This is a genomic window from Streptomyces sp. WG7, from assembly GCF_049975785.1.
Classification (GTDB): domain Bacteria; phylum Actinomycetota; class Actinomycetes; order Streptomycetales; family Streptomycetaceae; genus Streptomyces.
Genome location: NZ_JBNGGE010000083.1, coordinates 1 through 16,825, shown reverse-complemented (window position 1 = coordinate 16,825; position 16,825 = coordinate 1). Strand labels below are relative to the sequence as shown.

At 67.8% G+C, this 16,825-nt stretch carries 19 protein-coding genes and 2 pseudogenes; 6 read left to right on the top strand and 15 right to left on the bottom strand.

Features of this window, described 5'->3' with window-relative positions; all coding sequences use genetic code 11:
• Positions 1-72: 72 nt before the first annotated feature.
• The 3 genes and pseudogenes from ACP4J0_RS37555 to ACP4J0_RS37545 all read left to right on the top strand — a co-directional run.
• Positions 73-221, top strand: a pseudogene (locus tag ACP4J0_RS37555) (TldD/PmbA family protein); the annotation flags it as partial.
• Positions 222-1,023: 802 nt separating this feature from the next.
• Positions 1,024-1,221, top strand: a complete 198-nt coding sequence (locus ACP4J0_RS37550; RefSeq protein WP_426603775.1) for a hypothetical protein — start codon at positions 1,024-1,026, stop codon at positions 1,219-1,221.
• Positions 1,222-1,527: 306 nt separating this feature from the next.
• Complete coding sequence (locus ACP4J0_RS37545) at positions 1,528-1,674, top strand: hypothetical protein (protein ID WP_426603781.1); 147 nt, start codon at positions 1,528-1,530, stop codon at positions 1,672-1,674.
• 557 nt (positions 1,675-2,231) lie between these two features.
• Here the strand turns inward: ACP4J0_RS37545 and ACP4J0_RS37540 are convergent.
• The 5 genes from ACP4J0_RS37540 to ACP4J0_RS37520 all read right to left on the bottom strand — a co-directional run bounded on the left by ACP4J0_RS37540 (position 2,232) and on the right by ACP4J0_RS37520 (position 7,745).
• Positions 2,232-2,621, bottom strand: a complete 390-nt coding sequence (locus ACP4J0_RS37540; protein ID WP_426603774.1) for a hypothetical protein — start codon at positions 2,619-2,621, stop codon at positions 2,232-2,234.
• A 224-nt stretch (positions 2,622-2,845) separates the two neighbouring features.
• Positions 2,846-3,685 (bottom strand): IS5 family transposase, encoded by an 840-nt coding sequence (locus ACP4J0_RS37535; RefSeq protein WP_426603772.1) that lies wholly within the window; start codon positions 3,683-3,685, stop codon positions 2,846-2,848.
• 305 nt (positions 3,686-3,990) lie between these two features.
• Positions 3,991-4,503, bottom strand: a complete 513-nt coding sequence (locus ACP4J0_RS37530) for a hypothetical protein (protein ID WP_426603770.1) — start codon at positions 4,501-4,503, stop codon at positions 3,991-3,993.
• Positions 4,500-6,749 carry a polymorphic toxin-type HINT domain-containing protein gene (locus ACP4J0_RS37525; protein WP_426603768.1) on the bottom strand — a complete coding sequence of 750 codons (2,250 nt, stop codon included), beginning with the start codon at positions 6,747-6,749 and terminating at the stop codon, positions 4,500-4,502. The genes ACP4J0_RS37530 and ACP4J0_RS37525 overlap by 4 nt, the downstream gene beginning before the upstream one ends.
• Positions 6,750-7,100: 351 nt before the next feature.
• Entirely contained in the window at positions 7,101-7,745 is a 645-nt protein-coding gene (locus tag ACP4J0_RS37520; protein ID WP_426603766.1) for a hypothetical protein, read from the bottom strand.
• Here ACP4J0_RS37520 and ACP4J0_RS37515 point away from each other — a divergent pair.
• Complete coding sequence (locus tag ACP4J0_RS37515; RefSeq protein ID WP_426603764.1) at positions 7,735-8,079, top strand: peptidase inhibitor family I36 protein; 345 nt, start codon at positions 7,735-7,737, stop codon at positions 8,077-8,079. The genes ACP4J0_RS37520 and ACP4J0_RS37515 overlap by 11 nt on opposite strands.
• A 56-nt stretch (positions 8,080-8,135) precedes the next feature.
• On the opposite strand, the gene ACP4J0_RS37510 is transcribed toward ACP4J0_RS37515, so the two are convergent.
• Both ACP4J0_RS37510 and ACP4J0_RS37505 read right to left on the bottom strand, forming a co-directional pair.
• A complete protein-coding gene (locus ACP4J0_RS37510; protein ID WP_426603762.1) occupies positions 8,136-8,795 on the bottom strand; it encodes an HNH endonuclease family protein in 660 nt (219 codons plus the stop codon).
• Positions 8,796-9,067: 272 nt separating this feature from the next.
• Positions 9,068-9,301: a DUF6207 family protein gene (locus tag ACP4J0_RS37505; protein WP_426603760.1), complete on the bottom strand. Its 234-nt coding sequence runs from the start codon at positions 9,299-9,301 to the stop codon at positions 9,068-9,070.
• A 248-nt stretch (positions 9,302-9,549) separates the two neighbouring features.
• On the opposite strand from ACP4J0_RS37505, the gene ACP4J0_RS37500 reads away from it, so the two are divergent.
• Positions 9,550-10,059 (top strand): lamin tail domain-containing protein, encoded by a 510-nt coding sequence (locus ACP4J0_RS37500; RefSeq protein WP_426603758.1) that lies wholly within the window; start codon positions 9,550-9,552, stop codon positions 10,057-10,059.
• A 292-nt stretch (positions 10,060-10,351) separates the two neighbouring features.
• Here the strand turns inward: ACP4J0_RS37500 and ACP4J0_RS37495 are convergent, their stop codons facing one another.
• From ACP4J0_RS37495 to ACP4J0_RS37480, 4 genes are all read right to left on the bottom strand, one after another.
• The gene (locus ACP4J0_RS37495) at positions 10,352-11,290 is read right to left on the bottom strand and encodes a hypothetical protein (RefSeq protein WP_426603756.1); all 939 of its coding nucleotides are present in this window, start codon (positions 11,288-11,290) and stop codon (positions 10,352-10,354) included.
• A complete protein-coding gene (locus ACP4J0_RS37490) occupies positions 11,287-11,538 on the bottom strand; it encodes a hypothetical protein (RefSeq protein WP_426603754.1) in 252 nt (83 codons plus the stop codon). Before ACP4J0_RS37490 ends, ACP4J0_RS37495 begins: the two co-directional genes overlap by 4 nt.
• A gap of 621 nt (positions 11,539-12,159) precedes the next feature.
• Positions 12,160-12,504 carry a DUF6415 family natural product biosynthesis protein gene (locus ACP4J0_RS37485; protein ID WP_426603777.1) on the bottom strand — a complete coding sequence of 115 codons (345 nt, stop codon included), beginning with the start codon at positions 12,502-12,504 and terminating at the stop codon, positions 12,160-12,162.
• On the bottom strand, positions 12,501-12,845 hold the full coding sequence (locus ACP4J0_RS37480; RefSeq protein WP_426603752.1) for a hypothetical protein: 345 nt from the start codon (positions 12,843-12,845) through the stop codon (positions 12,501-12,503). The genes ACP4J0_RS37485 and ACP4J0_RS37480 overlap by 4 nt, the downstream gene beginning before the upstream one ends.
• 79 nt (positions 12,846-12,924) lie before the next feature.
• Between ACP4J0_RS37480 and ACP4J0_RS37475 the strand changes: the two genes are divergently transcribed.
• Positions 12,925-14,334 (top strand): competence protein CoiA family protein, encoded by a 1,410-nt coding sequence (locus ACP4J0_RS37475; protein WP_426603750.1) that lies wholly within the window; start codon positions 12,925-12,927, stop codon positions 14,332-14,334.
• Positions 14,335-14,434: 100 nt separating this feature from the next.
• On the opposite strand, the gene ACP4J0_RS37470 is transcribed toward ACP4J0_RS37475, so the two are convergent.
• The 4 genes and pseudogenes from ACP4J0_RS37470 to ACP4J0_RS37455 all read right to left on the bottom strand — a co-directional run.
• Positions 14,435-14,734, bottom strand: a complete 300-nt coding sequence (locus tag ACP4J0_RS37470; RefSeq protein WP_426603779.1) for a hypothetical protein — start codon at positions 14,732-14,734, stop codon at positions 14,435-14,437.
• Between the two features lie 157 nt (positions 14,735-14,891).
• Positions 14,892-15,302: pseudogene (locus tag ACP4J0_RS37465) on the bottom strand (hypothetical protein); the annotation flags it as partial.
• A gap of 159 nt (positions 15,303-15,461) precedes the next feature.
• Positions 15,462-16,397 (bottom strand): phosphotransferase family protein, encoded by a 936-nt coding sequence (locus tag ACP4J0_RS37460; RefSeq protein ID WP_426603748.1) that lies wholly within the window; start codon positions 16,395-16,397, stop codon positions 15,462-15,464.
• Between the two features lie 191 nt (positions 16,398-16,588).
• The coding region (locus ACP4J0_RS37455; RefSeq protein ID WP_426603746.1) for an HAD hydrolase-like protein at positions 16,589-16,825 on the bottom strand (237 nt) is incomplete at its 5' end.

Here is a 16,825-nt window from a genome sequence, read left to right as displayed (position 1 = left end):
GCCATGGTCATTCCTCGCCCATACCGGCCTGACCATCCACCCACCACACCCACCGAACTTACGAAAAGATCAGTAGTCGAGAACGGCGAGGTGACCGGGCAGGTCAACAACTTCCGGTTCAACGAGTCGCCGGTGGACCTGCTGGGGCGGGCGGCGGAGGCGGGGCGGACCGAGAAGACGCTGCCCAGGGGTGGAGCGACTACTCCACGAGGGCCGGGTAGGGCCGGGATGCCCGCCCCTGGCACGTGAACCTCTTCCAGAAGATGCTGTAGAGGGGTCTCGCCGGTAATGCTCCAGGATTGAACGGTAGCGAGGGTTCCGCTTCTGGATGTACGGCAACAGCAGGAGCCGCGATGTCCAACGAGCCGGGTCCGTCGCCTGATGGGGCATGGAAGCGAAGGCGTGGAGGGGCAACTGCCTTTGCCCCTCGGAGAACCCCACGGTGATCGCCCACAACCAGCCCCCGGCTGCCTCTTGTGCCTGCCAATACGGCCAGACGCGCTACGGCAGGCACCGCTCGTTTGCCCAGCTGGAAGGAGGACTGGGGCCCGCTCTCGTAGGCGACGGAGGCGCGGCATAACGTGCGGCGGGGTAGTGGAATGCGATGAGGAAGCAACACGGCGACGGCACCCAGGTCCTTCCGGACCACCGGCGCTCAGACGGGCCTCCAACCTGCAGGCCAGGAGCGTTGTTCCCAGCGCTGACACAAGGTGAGCTGCACGACCGTTGGGGATGGCGGTGGGGTCTTCCGCAGCCGGCGGCGGACGAGGTTGCGCAAACCTCAAGAAATGCTCAGATCAATCATCTTGTTCCTCTGCGTGGCATCCGGTGACCCGTGGCATCCTTTGGGCACGCGTTCCAGCACCCAGTTGGAAGTTGCGGCCGTCACGGGGCTCACTCAACTGCCCTGTGGATTCGAACCTGTTCTTCCGAACGTCCTGCGGTGCGCCCCGCAGGGGTGTCTGATCCCGTCCGGGACCGGTTGCCCTGTCCGGTGCACCAATGACCAAAGGAGGACCAGGAATGCCGACCGGTACTGAAGACGGCGACGCGGAACAGAGCGGCGAGCAAGTCGAATCGCAGCCCGGCGACCAGGAGACGTCACAGGACCGGGAGGACCGCACCAACGAGTACAAGCGGATCGCCATCGAGGCTGCGGTGAACCTCACCGTGAACCTCTTCGCCGGCGTCGGCGTCGAAGTGCTCTCGAAGCTCGTCTAAAAGAGCTGCGCCCCCCCAGGTGCGCCAACACCGAGGGGCCGCGTAGCGGTTCTTCCTGAGTACGGTCCCGTCCGCCTCACAAGCTAGGGCGGGGCCGTACAACACTCAGCGAGCGCCGGGTCCCGATGCTCACATGGTCCAGATTTGTATGGCCTAGGCCACAAGAGGTGTCACAACCATAACGGGTTGTCGCCCTACGTGTCATTCGCTCCTCGTCGGCGGCGTCCTTGTCGTACAGGGGGCGCAAGCCCCCGGGCAGGTCGGGCAGCTGGAACGAGTACCGGCCGAGCATGTTGATGTGGTGCCGTGCCGACCGGGACGGAACTTCGTCAGCCTCGCGTCCAGTCCGCCCACATCCCGCTGCAGCAGCGCCTCCAGGAGCTCCAGAAGGCCACCGGCATGACCAAGGCGGAACTCGCCCAAGCCGTCCGCGACTGGGGCCTGAGCGGCTGACTTGGCATCTTGATCTCCCCGAGCGTCTGCCGGGCGCCGATGTCTGAGTTCGCGCAAGGGCCAGATGATCGCCCAAAGGGAAGAACCCCCGCCCGCCCACGAGCGGTCGGCGCTGGACCATCTGCGGAGCCCTGGAGGCGGGGTCATCCGCACACCGCCTCAGGCGATCCGTCACCGGACCACGGTGGCGTGGGCCAGGTCGGCCGGTACGGATCGTCGACGATCCACCCCTGCCACGCCGGGTCGCGGAGCTCTCCCGTGTTCTCGTCGACCACGCCATCGGACACCAGCCGCAGCCGCGCCCGGCCGGGCCGGCCTGTTACCCATGCATCACCCGCGTGTCGCTTGGCCCATGCAAATGCTGCGCTGCCCGGAGACACCGCCCTGCTGCAATCCGAGGATCGCCACCAGGACCATGAACAGCACCCTGGCGACGACCGCTGCTGGACACCGGGTAGCGACCCTGCTGCACACCACGGCGAGCAGCACGACCAGGAGCAGCAGCTGTCCTGTGCCACTGGATCTGACCGTTTACCATCGAGCTTCGATCGACGTCGTCAGCCAGCTCGGAGTGCCTCATTTCGCAGGGCGCGCAGCAGGGTCAACACGTCCTGATTGTCCGCGTCGGTGAAGGCGTGGATCGCGAGCAGGATGGATCCGCCGATCCGTTTGGCGGTGACGAGGTCGTTGCCGGCGAGGGCAGCCTGGTGGTGCAGGGAGTCGGTCAGGAGGAAGACAATGCGCGCCATGGGATCGCCGTTGAGCTCCGCGACGCGCTGGCCGGTCTCGTCGTGGGTCATGGTGGCCTCGATGCCGAACGCGGCGAGCAGCACGCGGTTGAGCGTGTGCTTCCCGTACGCGGCGAGCAGGGCCGCCAGCGGGCGCTCGTGCTCGCCGCCCGCCAGGACCTCCAGGGCGCCGTCGTTGTTCTGGACGACGGCCTCCAACGCAGCCAGGGCCGGAGATGGTGATCGTTGGTCAGCTCGTCATCCATGGCACGCAGGCTAGGCCGCCGACTGCGGCACACGTCGGCGTTCGATCGAAACCACCCGCACCGGTACAGCCGCGAACTGAACGTCACAACCTCATCGAGTACGCATCTACCTGGGGAAACGACCTGTGAGCCTCTTCAAAGAGCGTTTCGTCCTGGCGAGGTTGTTTGGTTCGAGGTTTAGGTGTCGCGCCAGTTTTGGGTGGATTCGCTGGTAAGTCGTCGGCTTATGAGGTCGATCATCGCGATGTGAATCATCGCTTCGGACCGGTGGGCGTGGGTTTCGCAGTCGCGGGCGAGGCGGCGGTGGTGCATGAGCCAGCCGAAGGTCCGCTCGACCACCCATCGCCGGGGAATCACCTGGAAGCCTTTGGTTCCAGGGTCGCGCTGGACGACTTCGACAGCGATGCCGAGGCGGGCGCCGTGGTCGATCACCTTCGTGCGGTATCCGATGTCGGCCCATGACTTGGTCACGTGGGAGCTTGTGCTGGCGATCTGGGAGAGCAGGTGGATGCCGCCGGCGTTGTCGGAGACGCTGGCCGCGCTCACCCAGACGGCCAGGAGCAGTCCGAGGGCGTCGACCCCGAGGTGGCGTTTCCGGCCTGCGATCTTCTTGCCTGCGTCGATGCCCTGATCGGCTGCCGGCACGTTGGCGGAGGTCTTGACGCTCTGAGCGTCCAGCACGCAGGCGCTCGGCTCTGCGCTGCGGCCTTCGGCTTCACGCACCAGGCGGCGCAGCAGGCCGTTGAGCTGGCCGAAGACGCCTTCCTTCTGCCAGGCGGCGAAGTAGCCGTAGACGGTCTCCCACGGTGCGAAGTCGTGCGGCAGGTAGCGCCAGGGGATCCCGGTGCGGTCGACGTAGAGGATGGCGTCCATGATGCGGCGCAAGTCGTGTTCGGGCGGGCGGCCGATGTCCAGGCCCTTGCACCTGCGCTGGGCCCGCCAGGCGGTGAGCGTGGGACCGATCAACTCCCATCGGGCATCGGACAGGTCGCTGGGATACGGGCGCTGTCGCGTCATGTTTCGGTAGTACCGTCGAGCAGGCCACCTCCACAGGGCGCAAACAGCGTCAACCAGGGGCGCTTTGGGATCAGACAGGAGCGACTCGACTCAAACGGGTGAGCTATGGAGACTCCTGCCGCACAGGTCGCATTGGCCACTTTTACCTCAGCAGTGACAGCCCCACTCGCCCTTCAAAGCGCTACCAAACACCCTTACCGGGATGAAACGCTCTTTTTAGGCCCGAGCAGCGCGTCCCTGCAATGGACCCTGAGCCGAAACGGCCCACCAGTTGACCTGATGGGCCGCCACGAAAGAAAGCGAGGCTAGGGCATGAACTCAGGAGACATGATCTCCAGACTCCACAGATCACCGTCTGCCGGGTAGACCCCGCGTGTCACTTCGGGGTCCTTCACCACGTACGCGGAGACACCAGTGGAGCGAGCCGAAACAACCCGGTATCCGGAGTAGTCAAGCTCGGGCTCCACCAGCTCGACATCCGCGTGCCCCTCGAGTTCACCTGCCACTTCCTGCCAGCTCGTATAGGGCTCACAGTCGATCTGCAAGGTCTCGGAAACGGTACGGCGAAGTTCAGGAAGGGAGGCGAATCTGTGCAGCTGCACGGATACCGTCTGTACCACCCAGTCAGACGGCTGCCCGCAGGTCACTTCCAGAATGCCGTAGTCACGCCAGAGTACCTTGCTCTTTCCTCGCCCCTGGACGTCATCCACGTAGTCAAGAGGCAGACTCAGCGCTGCTTCCTCAAGTCGGGTGCCGACGCCGAAGCCCAGCGCGGATCCTGTTCGGATGATCTCTGCAGCGAAGACTCGACCTTTCATCCCAGCTTCTCCAAAGCCTTGATCAGGTATTGCAGTTCAAGGGCGCGGTTCTTGGCGTTGCCCCAGTTGTGCTTGTTCATTTCGGTTTGCGCGGCGCGGGCCTTCTGAATCAGGTCCTTGCGGAGTTCCGGGCTGCTCTTCAGCGTGTCGAGAACTTTCTGGACACTTTTGTTGGACGCCCACCCGTGTGACATACGAAGCGGCTTGGCTCCGATTCCGCCGACCTCGTCACCGAATACGCGGACCTCGTCCGCACCTACGTGCAGGTGCGCGCCCTTCGTTGCCCAGTCAGGAGCCATGGGAGACACCCGGACGCCGCAGACATCATTGTGCACCAGGATTGGCGTGTCGCCAGCCAGCACATAGAAGGTGTGCAGCACCTCGACGGTGAGGTTGTACGTCCGAGCCTGGTCGATGAACGGCCGGTTCTCCTGCACCGTGGCCGGAGCTCCGTTCAGCGTCCGCAGTGTCGTTCCCGGCTGAAGGTCACCGGCCTCGACCCACTCCGCACGCGACGGGGACCAGAAGGGATGCTCATGGGTTGCGGTCAGTGTCTCGAATCCGTGACTGGTCGAGATCGTCAGTTCACTGAAGGACTGGTCCTGATCCGTGACGATCAGATCCTCGACGACGTGGGCTTGTGTCTGCCCAGTATCCGGGTCGGTGGCGGTGACTGTCTCGCCTGGCCTGATCGACTCGATGTTCTTGCGGGAACCGTCCGCCATCAGCACCTTGGTCCCGGCAAGGAAACAAGTTGCGCACTTGATCGCCCGTCCCGCGCGCGACTTCTCGATAATATCCTTGATCTTATCGAGACTCTTGACCGACTTGATCTTCCCGGCAGGAAGCACACTCACTGTCGCCCACAGGCAGTCACTCAGGGTCGGGTCGGTAACGCACCGCTTGATGTCGTTGAGACCCGTCAGTTCCCAGAATATTTCGGTCGCAACCTCGTCGACCTTGGGGATGACGATCTCTCCACCACTCATCATGCAGGGAGGTAGAGTATCCCGATATATGTTGATGAAGCACTTCGGCTTCTTTTCCTTCTCCCGCTCCGCCTTACGCTGCTCGGCAGCGAGCCGACGTTCCTCGGCCAGCTCGGCTTCCCGCTTCGTGACGACGTCGTCCCAGGCTGCCTTCGCGTCAGCTTCGGCCTCGTCGGCACTCTTTCCCGCATCGAGCGCTGCCTGGTGTGCGTCGTCAGCCGACTTGCGGGCCGTTTCGGCAGACGCCCGCGCATAACTCGCCGAGAATGCGGCATCCGCCGCGGATTCCTCGGCGTTGACGGCGTCCTGTCGGGCGCGGTCGGCGGCGTTGCGTGCGGTGGTGGCGGATTCCTTGGCCTGCGCGGCGCTGCTTTCGGCACGGTCGGCCGCCTGGTCGGCCTGAGTTGCGTGGCCGGCTGCTTCCTTGGCGCTCGCTTCGGCAGCGAGGCGTGACCTTTCGGCGTCGGCGGCGGTGTTGTTGGCAACGTATGCGGCCTGGGCGGCGCGGTGGGCGTCTTCCCGGGCCTTTGTGGCGATCATCTCGCCTTCGGCGATGAGCCGGTCGACCTGGGCGATGTGGGTGTAGGCGAGTTGGTCCTTGCGGTCGGCCATGTACTGGCCGGCCTGGATGAAGGTGTGGAGCTCGTCAGCGGGTGCGTTCAGCGCGATCTTCGCGGCTGCCTTGACCTCGGGACCACCGTCGTTGAAGAGCTTCGACGCCGCGGCTCGCTCATCGGTGTTGCGAGCGGAGTACTGCGTTCTGTTCAGGAAGGTCCGCAGGGCGGGGATGCTGCCGTCCAGCAGCGCCGCCTTCGCCTTCTCCTTCGTGCTGGTGCCGTCCGTGTTGTAGATCTTGCTGATCTCGGCGCGGTAGTCCGACTCGGCCGCTTCGTGCCGGCCGGTCAGGTAGAAGTCCCGGACCTGCTCGTCGGTGCCCTTCAGCGCCTCGACCGCCGCGGTACGGACCTTGTCGTACGGACTCGTGGTGGAGAGGTCGGCGACCTGCTGACGCATCTCGTCCGCCACACCGGCCTGCCAGCCGGCACGCAGGTATTCGAGCACGTCGCCATCGGATCCGCCCAAGGCCTGGGCGGCGGCCTCCTTTCGCCAGGAGCCGTAGTACTCCATGGCTCGCAGCGCTATCTCGCGGCCCTGCTCGGCGATGGCGGTCTTGTCGGCATCAGGCTTGGCGAGCTCGGCGGCCAGCGCCTTGATGTCGTCCTCGATCGCCTGACCGTCCGCGACCGACTTGGCCACTTCGCTGGTGAACTCGTGAGTGACGGCCTGCTGCGTCTTGGCGCGTTCGATGGCTGCGTTGGTGCGTGCGGCGAGGTCCTCGGCTTCGGTCTGCCGGGCCAGAGCAAAGGTCGTCTTCGCGAGGGTAACGGCCTGCTCGGCGGTGTCGGCTGCCGCATCGGCGAGCTTGGCCTGTGCGGTGGACTTGGCTGCCTGCTCGGACGCCTCCCACGCATACTTGGCCGCGTCCTCGGCCGCGTCCGCGGCCTTGTCGGCATGATCCGCCGCCGAGTTCGCGGCGTCGCGTGCTGCGTTCGCGGCCGCGGCCGACCTTCGCGCCAGGGACTCAGCGGCATTCGCCGCACGGTTCGCCTAATTCGCATGCCGACGCGTCTCCGCCGCAGCTGCACGTGCTTCCGCCGCGGAGCCTCCTGCTGCTTCCGCGTATCCGGCTGCGGCGTCGGCGGCGTCCGCGGCATTGTTGGCGTTGCCGCTCGCGGACTTCGCCGCGCCGACGGCTTCGGCAGCCGCCAGTGATGCCAGTCCGGCCTGTTCGGCGGCCTTCGCGGAACGCCGGGCGAGTTCGCCGGCCTTACGCGCCTCGGCCGCCCGGTCGCGGGCCGCGTCTGCCTTGTCCCGGTCCTTTCCGGCTGCAATCGCCGCCTTCGAGGCACGCGCGGCCGCATCGGCCGCCGCAACGGCCGCGTTGGCAGTCTGTGCCGCCGCGAGAGCGGCACGGCGGGCCGAACGGTTGGCAGCGTTGGCAGCACCGATCGCGGTCTGCGCCGCATCAGCCGCAGCGCGGGCTGCGTCGGCGGCCTGCTGAGACTTGACCGACGCGCGCTGCGCGTCGTCCTTGGCCGCCTCGGTCTCCTTCGCCGCGCGCTGCGCAGCCTCCTCAGCCAACACTCCTGCGGCAACCGCCTTGGCCGAGGACTCCTCAGCCTTGTCGGTGGCCTGCTCGGCCTGCTTGCCAGCGGCCTCGGCCTGCTTGATCAGCTGCTCGATGAGTGTCACGGCCTCCGCCTCCGGCGAGCCCGGCATCCAGCGGGCCGCCATCGACTGCCCGTCCGGCTACGTCTGCATCTACCCCGAGATCAACTTCGGCGGACAGCCCTGGGTACGGCGGGCCTCGGACGGCAGCGTGAAGGACCTGCCGACCGCGATCCGTGACCGCGGCAGCTCGATCCGCAACAACTCCGACCGCACCGCCCGCGTCTACGAAAAGCGCAACCACGCCGGCCGGTGGGTATGCGTCACCCGCAGCGGCGGCTCCATCCACGACCTGCGCGGCTACAACCTCAACGACCAGACCCGCTCCCTGAAAATCAACCGCAACGACTGCGGCTGACCCCCACCCCAAACCGCGGGCCCGCCACCCGAAGGCAGCGGGCCCGCACAACCCAGCTACGCGGCCGGCTCGTACGTGACCGTCTGGTCCGGGCAGCCGACCGCCACCTCACGCAGCGCCCCCACCTCAGCTTCGTCCGCCGACAGAGTCCAGCGCAGCTTCGTGCCGACCCACTCCGCAACGTACCGGCAGTGCACCCCGGCAGCCGGCGGCAGCCACTCGGCCGGGTCCTGATCAGACTTCGACCGGTTCGAGCGGGCGGTGACCGCGACCAGACTCGTGGCCGCTCCCTGGTCGTTGGCGTACGCCTCACGACGCTGCGCCGACCACCCGGACGCCCCGCTGTCCCACGCCTCGGCGAGCGGGCCCATGTGGTCGATGTCCAAGCCGGATGCCGACGTCACCCACACCTGGTCGTAGTACGACCACCAGCGCCCGCCCGACAAGCGGCACCGGGGCCCCACCGTGGGAGGCTCGACCGCTTCGGCGATCAGGACCTCGGCACGCGTGTTGCAGCCGTCGGAGGGATTGTCGCCGGTGTTCCAGTGGCGGAAGGCGTCCCGGTCGTAACCGTCCCGGGACTCGACCGCCACCGGCAGGCGCGCGATGGCCTCGGACAGAGGAAGCGTGTCCGCCGCCTGGACCGGCGCGGAGACGGTGAGGGGCAGGAGGGCGAGGGAGGCGGCGGCAAAGCCGCGCAGCGCAGTCTTGAGCATGAGCCGTTGATAACGGCCTGTACGGGGGCGCTCTCAGGTGTTTGGGGAGTGCGCCGCCCGTGTGGGTGGAATGGTCGTACCGGGCCCCCGGCAGGAGGTCTCGGCCCAGTCGCCGATGGCTCTCTCACCCAGGGTGCGCTGCGTCAGCCCGCGGCCGCTGTGCTCGGTGGCTGGAGCCGGTGCCCCTGGCTGCCGGTCGCTCCACGGCGTCCCACCCGAGCCGTTGCCGAACACAGTCGGGTGACGACGATGCCGAAGTCCGGGACGTCTGTTCAGGGCATGGTCGGCGTCTGACCGGGTGGGTTCAGGGGCTGGCGCAGGTCGAGGTAGCAGCGCAGCCGGACGCCCGGCTGGCCTGGGTCTCGCGTGGTGCGTTCCACGGAGGTGGTGGCCCATCGGGCGGCCAGCGCCGTGTGAAAGGCGAATGCGGTCTCGTCGTCGGGGGCGGCGACGTCGACCACGACCAGGCCGGGCTCGGACACGTGCACTTCATTGATCGCTTCCATGCCCCGCACCACGCCCTCCCCCGCCGCGGCGGTTCTTGCGCCGGCCTCAGTTCACCCGGGCGGTGGTCATGATCAGCTGCCGTCTGTCGGACAGGCCGTGCCCCGGGGGGCCCGGCTGTGGCTTACCCGCAGTGGACCGTTCCCGGCAAGACAGCGGACGGTCACGCCTTCTTCACTTCACCACCACCGGGTGATCACGTCCGGTAGGCTCCGGGCGCTCCATTCGCACCACTGAGGGGGGATTCCTCATGCGCATCCGCCGCATCCTGACCGCTTCCGCGACCACGGCGGCCGTCGCCGTCCTGGGCCTGGCCGCGGCCGTTCCGGCGCAGGCCGCCGAGTACTCCTCGGCCCTGAAGATCAAGGGCGTGCAGTACGACGCTCCGGGCCGGGACTCCAACAAGTGCTCCGGCGGCAACACCAAGAACGAGTACCTGACGATCAAGAACTACTCGAAGACGGCGACCGTGAACCTGAAGGGCTACAAGGTCAAGGACGCCGCCGGCAACTCCTTCACCTTCACCAAGAACCACACCCTGCAGCCCGGCGACCAGGTCAGCCTGCGCGGCGGCCGCGGCACCGACTCGGACGCCGGCAACGTCGCCTACCGCCAGAACTGCAACTTCATCTGGAACAACGACAAAGACACCATCTACTTCTACAAGCCTTCCGGCGCCCGCGCCGACGTCCACGGCTACACCAAGAACGCCAACGACCGCGACGGCAACGGCAACGGCTACATCACCTACCACGGCTGACCCACCACCAGCCCAGCGTGGGGTCGGACGTGGGCCCTCCGACGGCCGGCCCCACGTCTGCCGGACAACCGCGGACGAAGGACAGCGGGCCCTGCCGGGCCCTGTCCTGAGCACGTACGTGCGGTCGGTCAGCGTCCACTCCGGCGAGGTCCTCGACCAGGTCGCGCACCACGCCCGGACGTAAGGACCCTCGGCAAGGCCGACATTAGTGTCCTGCTCGCCCGGTTCCGCCGGCCCCGGCGCTGCGGCAGAGGACCTGCTCGGCAACACTCCTAGACGCCCCCGTAAGCGGTTAGGTATGGCCTGGTTGAGCGCTGGCTCCGCGGCGTCCTTTTGCGGCCTGCTGAGAATCGTTGCAGATGTCGTAAATGGCGTCGGCCAGTGCTGGCAGATCGGTCAGGTCGAGGTTCCTGGGGTTGACGGCGTAGCTGATCAGTCCCAGCAGACGGTGCACGATATCGGCCTCTTGCTGCCGGCGCAGGTCGTCGGGGTCGTGGAGGCCATCGTCGACCACGGGCGGGGGCGCGTCGCGGAAGCACTGGTCCTCGGCCACGCACTCCCGCAACGCTGTGGGCCACACCAGCGGCTCCCGCAGGGTTTCGTGTGGTGGTGGCGCCTCCTTGCCATGGCGAATGGCGTGCATGATCTGGGCTTCGTGTGAGCTATCCACCCGTTGCTGCAGGTTGTCGATGGCGGCCAGTTGCATGGCCACGCGGCGGATGCGTGCCGCGTTGTTCAAGGCCCATTGGCGTTCAGCTCGGCGACTGCGGAGGCCGCGGGCGTACTCCACCCGTTCGCTCTGTGTCGGAGGCACAGTGCCATCGGGGCGGGTGTAGGCGCGTCCGAGTTGCAGATGCCGTCGCTCGGCTGCTTGGCGCCCGCTCAGCTCCTGCCACTCGGCAATGCGTGCCCAGGTGATCCGCTTGGAGCGCGCCAACGTGATGAGCTTCAGCTCATCATGGTCCAGTTTCTCTCGGAGCATGCGGATGGCCAGCAGTGCGGCCAGAATTTCAGGCTCCGTGGCGTCGGGCTTCAGTAGTCCTTCGGCGCGCTGGCAGATGCGGTCGTAGTTGCGGGCAATGTCCATCAAGGGGCCTGGTGAGCTGCTGTCGTCGTAGTGCGGCAGCCGACGGGCGCTCGGCGTCTTGTCAGTCAGCAGGGCCCACGCGCGGTTGCGGTGGTGCTCCTTGTTGGCGTTCTTCCGGTCACCGAAGGTTCGTGTCGTCTTCATGACGACACCTGGCGTCGTCCTTCAGACGACGTTTCTGGATTGTGCGTCGACGCGGAACCACCGGGGTCGACGTCGGGCACGGACGATTTGGCAGTCTTGCCATCGGATGCAGCAGAGGCGTTGTGGGCATGCCGCTGGCTTCGGCGCCGCCAGGCCGCGCGTAATCCGCCGGCAGCAAGCACCGTCAGTGCGAACATCAGCGAAGCCATGTACTGCGCGCTGACGTCATGAATGAGGGATGTGGACATCGCTGGTATCGGCGCACGGTGAACGCGCGCTCGATGCCTCCTAACAGGGTTGCTGGTGCACAGACAGGCCTACCCAGGCCGCCTGAAGGGCGGGTGAGATTCACACGTCCAGGCAGGCGCGCTCGGAGGAAGAGCCATGACGTTCTGTCGCTACGGAAGTGTGCCGGGCGTGCGCCGCGTGAGTAGGCGCTCTCGCCGGTCCCGCCAAAAGCGCCACCTCGCGCCACCCGTCATTAGGAGGTCATAAGCCACTTATCGTCACGGTTAATGGCAAAGGGAATGTCGTCGTCCGGGTGCACCGCTCGGGCAAGGAGACCGTCACACACCCGATGCCGCTGGGCACCGATGGCGGCGTGGACCTCAGCGCGTACCTGCGAGGTGACGTGTTCGACGTCGCCCCCCCGGGCCGTACAGTCGGACCCCGTCGCGGCTGGCGTCGCACAGGATGGCGTGGGCCTTCGCACGAGCGTCATGTAGAGCTGCGGGACCAGGCTCTTGGCCCACTTGTCGAGTTCACGCTAGTTGATGCCGTTGCGGGCCACGTTGCCCTCCTGTCACAGGTGCTTGGGTGACAGGTACGGACGGGCACTGATAGTCCGGTCCGTGAGCAGGGTGGCAAGCTCACACAGAGGCAGCGGCGTCCAGGTGATCCACGCGTTCGTAGAGGGCGCGGACGAGGCGGGCGCGGTTCTGGACGCAGCGCACGGTGCCGTCGATCGTCGCGGACAGCCGGCCTTCTGCCTCGCGCAGGACGACGTCGGCGAGCGCTTTGGGTCCGCTGTCCTTGGGCAGCTGGTCGGCGCGGCGGCGGATGTCGGAGGCGACGGCGCGGGCGTGGCCGGTGAGCTGGAGGGCGATCTGCTCCAAGTCGCGGGCGGTGAGGGTGTCCTCGCCGGTCCATGCGAGGACTGCCTTGACGAGGCTCTCGTACGGTTCGCGGTGGAGCGGGAGCCCGGCTTCGATCAGGCCGTCGGGGCCGTATTGGCGACCTTCGCCTCGGTGGTGTCCGCGAACACGAACGCGAGCGGGACCAGGCCCTCCCGGCCGGTCGGCGGGTAGACCCGGCGCCACAGCCGCTGCTCGTGGTCGACGTGCTCGATCGCGTCCGGCCGGGAGCGAACCAGGTCCACGGTGTGATTGGCCGTGTCCTTCGGGAGCAGCCGGCCCCACTCCCAGTACCGGCGCAGCTTGACGGCCAGGTCGTGCGCGTCTTCGGAGCGGCGGTCGAACTCCAGCAGCATCACCGGCGCTCCGGCCCCCGGCGCCCGCACCACCAGGTCGGCCCACCGGAACCCCAGTATCAGCATCAATGTCAGTGGTGCCTGCTTACCTGCTGTCCTGCCAAATACGCCGCGAGTTACGCCGGATCGCCAGGAGATGCGATTCATGCCATTCACTGCGCTGCACCCTGACCTGGGCCGTCTCGACGCTACTCTTCCCGACCTCGGAGGTGGCCTGCAGTGGAGCCAGGTCCACAAGGTCCGTCCACGCATCCCGCTCGTCTGCCCCGAGTGCGCCTGGGGTCTGCACCCCAAGGTCTCCCGGTACGGCGTGCCGTTCTTCTGCCACGATCCGGGGCGGCCGCCGTTGTGCGAGCTGTCGAACGAGTCGTGGGAACACCACATGCTCAAGCTGGAGATGGCTGCCGCGATCCGTGCGGCCGGGTGGTACGCCACGTTGGAGGTGCCGGCCGAGGACGGCTCCTGGCGTGCGGACGTCATGGCGTCCTCCGTGGACGGCACCCAGCGTATGGCCTGGGAGGCGCAGATGTCGCCGATCACCTTGGACGACATCGCTGCCCGCACTGACCGTTACGTCGACGAGGGCATCCGGGTGTGCTGGGTGTCTCCGCATGGACAAGCGCCGCAGTGGATCAGTACGGTTCCGGCAATCCGGGTTCGTCCTGCACAAGAACGGGAGCAGGATTGGATCGTGGACGACGGCCTCGCCGGATTCGACTTTGCCGCCGGCAGCTGGGTGTTCCGTGAGGCGCCGCTGTCCCAGTTCGTGCGCTGGGCGCTGCATGGGCAGCTTGTCCCGACACCGGTCTTGCCGCGGTATCGGCGGGTCTACCGCGTCATTGACGGCAAGCGGCGGCGTTTTCGGCGGAGCCAGTGGTGGACGTCGCTGCAGTCGGTCGGCGACCAGAAGAAGCACGAGGCGATGCGGCAGCGGCAGGAGGCTGCGAAGGCCGATCGGGAGGCACGCGCGGAAGAGGCGGAACGCCGTCGGCGGGCGCTTGAGGAGCAGGAGCGGGCCCGCAGGGCGGAGGAGGCTGAGCGCCTGCGCAAGCAGCAGGAGGACGCAGCCCGCGTCCGCTGGGAGGAGATCCATCGGCAGTGGGCGGAGGAGGCTGCGCTCCGGGCGAAGGAAAAGGCGGAAGAGGAGGCGCGGCTCGCCCGGGAGCAGGCCGAGCGGGAGGAGATTGAGCGGCAGGTGTTGGTGACGGCGAGGGCGTGGTGGAGTCGGCTGTCGTCGCAGCAGAGGACCGAACTGTTCACCGCGGTCGCTGAGTACGCGTGGCGTGAGTCGAGTCTACGGGTGGAGGTTCCGCAGAATCCGGTGATGTCATCGGAGTACGCCTACGGGGTTCCGGTGTACTCGCTGGGGCGGCGCCGGATTCTGTACGGAGTAGTACGGCCCTGTCCCAGCCTGGTCGCTTCCTCACCCGGAGTGCAGCGCTTGCACGCCTTGGCCAGAAGTGCCCAGGAGGCCCGGGAACTGGTTGCTGTGATGGCCGGGGGCCGGGTCACCAACCTCGACCTGCCCGAGCACGAGCAGCTGACCATGTGCTGAGATCCAAGAGCTTGCCCGGACCGGGTTGGTGAAGCCGAGAGCCCTACATCCGATCGAGACCGAGCATCCGGTTCACGGCCTGCAGGACAGTGAGGCCGACCTAGTCCCGCTGCGGAAGAGCCGCCGGCTGGGAAGCCGCGGGGAGCTCAGCGGTGAGGACCTCGATGCGCTGGCCGGGGGCGGCCTGAGCCGCGACGCGGCTGCGTTCGCGCTCGGAGGCAACGAAGAAGACCAGAGAGGCCAGGCGGCGACGCAGCGCGGGGAGGCGGCTGGCCACGGGGCAGATGACCGCATGCGGCTTTCCGCGCACGTACACGGGCACTCCCATGGCGAACTCGGGACTGCCCTCGCGGGCGACGCTGGGGTAGGTGCCGGCCTCGTGGTAGACGAACTCCACCACCGGCTTGACCAGGTTCTTCTGGCGCTGGAGGAGGGCCTCGATCGCCGCCAGGTGCGGAAGGCACGTTGTCCAGCCATGGGACCGTCTTGCGGTCGGTGAACCAGCACACCTCGACACCGGCCTTGGAGTACCGGGCGGTGCGGGCCTCGATGTCGGTGACCGAGATGGAGGCCATCTGTGCCTCCAGGGCCACGCGGCGGCTGCCGTCGGGCGAGATAGCCATCACGTCCGCGCGCCAGGAACCGTCCGGGGCGGCGACCTCGTACTCGGCACTCCAGCCCGCCGCGCGGGCGTGGTGGGCGAGGTCCAGCTTGAGCAGATGGTGAGCCATGCCCTCGCCGGCGGGCCTGGCTTCGCAGTGGGGTGCCTTGTTGGCATGCCGCAGGAACCACAGGTCGTACGCGCCGTGGGACTTGTGGACCAGGTGGAGGCGCCAGTCGCACTCATAGCAGGTCAGCGGTGCGGGCCGCTTGGTCTTGTAGATGCTCTCCCGGTCCTCGCCGCAGCCAAGGTCGGCCTGGGTGACATCGATGCGTCCCCACTCCCCGTGGACCCCGACGAACACCATCGTTCTCTCCTTCACTCGGTAACGGAGCCTTGTCCGCAGCGAACGGCAGAAACCGGGACTGACATGGCATCCCCCAGTCAGGGCGGCTGCAGGACCGGCTGAGGCGACGCGGCCGCGGCATGGACGGCTGAGGAGTGACTGGCCCGCTTCGTCGCGTTTTCAGTTCAGGCGGTGGCCGAGGACCGCAAGGCCGGCTGCCGCTGCGCGGTGCTGGTAGGCGCGCAGTCCCGGGGCACCGGGGGGTGCCGGCTTGCGGGCGTTGCGGTGCCAGTGTCCGGTGAGGGCGGCGAGGAATGCGGTGGAGGCCAGGGGGTCTGTCGCGGTGGCGGGGTGTTCGTCCAGCAGGCGGGCGATGTCCTTGGGGGTGTGTCCGGCGAGGACGAGCTGGGGGGCGAGGGAGACGGCGTCGATGCAGGCGGGCCCGGTGGTGGCGTGGGCCCAGTCCACGAAGGTGACCCCGCGGTCGTGGTCGCGGACCATGTTGTCGGCGCGCAGGTCGCCGTGGACGATCCGGTCGCCGTGAGCGAGTGCGGGCCAGGTGGCCTCGAGTTCGGCGAGTTCGTGCAGCCGGTGCCGTACGCCGGGGTCCAGGTCACCGGGCGGGTTCGCGAGCAGGACGGCCCAGCCGTGGAGGCCGGCCGCACCGGAGGGGGTGGTGGCGACCGCCGCGGTGTAGGGGGGCGGGGCGGGGCTGGAGGTGAGCTTGTCGAGCAGGGACCAGATCTGTCCGGGGTCGGATGAGTCCGGGGACAGGTCGGGGTGCGGGCCGTCGAGGTGGGCGATGACGACGGCGGTCCAGTCGGCCGCGTGGTGGATGCCGACCAGGTCGGGGGCCGGGGCGCCAGGGGGCAGGGAGGCGAGGACGGCGCCTTCGTGGAGGTTGGCGGCGGTGAGGGGGTCGTCGGTGGGGGCGGCTTTGACGAAGAAGCGGCGCCCGTCGGCGAGGGTCAGGGCGGCGGCCAGCTGGTGACCGAAGCCGCCTGCCGGGGTGACTGCGTCCGTGACGGGGGCCTCGAGGACGGCTTCGAGGCGGGTCCGCAGTGGGGCGGGTACATCGGTCCATTGAAGACGGCCGGCGGGAGGAAGCGCAGACATGGAGGCGACTCACAGGAGCAGTGGTGGCAGGGCGCGGGGGTGAGCGCCGGCCCGGACCGGTGAGGTGGTGCCTCAGTGGTCCCGGCCGGCGCTTGGCGCCTGTCGCCGCATCACGCGCATGCCTTGAGTCCCTTGGAAGTCAGGAAGGGCACCCGTGGTGGGTGCCCTTCCACTGTAGCGGGACGGGTGGGTCAGTTCGCGGGGATTGGGGTCAGGTGGTGCAGGAGGGACGGTCCGATGCGGGTGGGGTCGGGCAGGAGGTGGTGGGCTCCGTCCGTGTGGAGTGCGGCGGGCGGGTGCCAGCCCCAGGTGGCGCCCAGCGCGAGGGCGCCGGCGGCGCGGGCGGCGGTCATGTCGCCGGGGCTGTCCCCGACGAATACCGCCTGCCCGGGCGGGACGTTGACCTGGGCCAGGGCGGCGTGCAATCC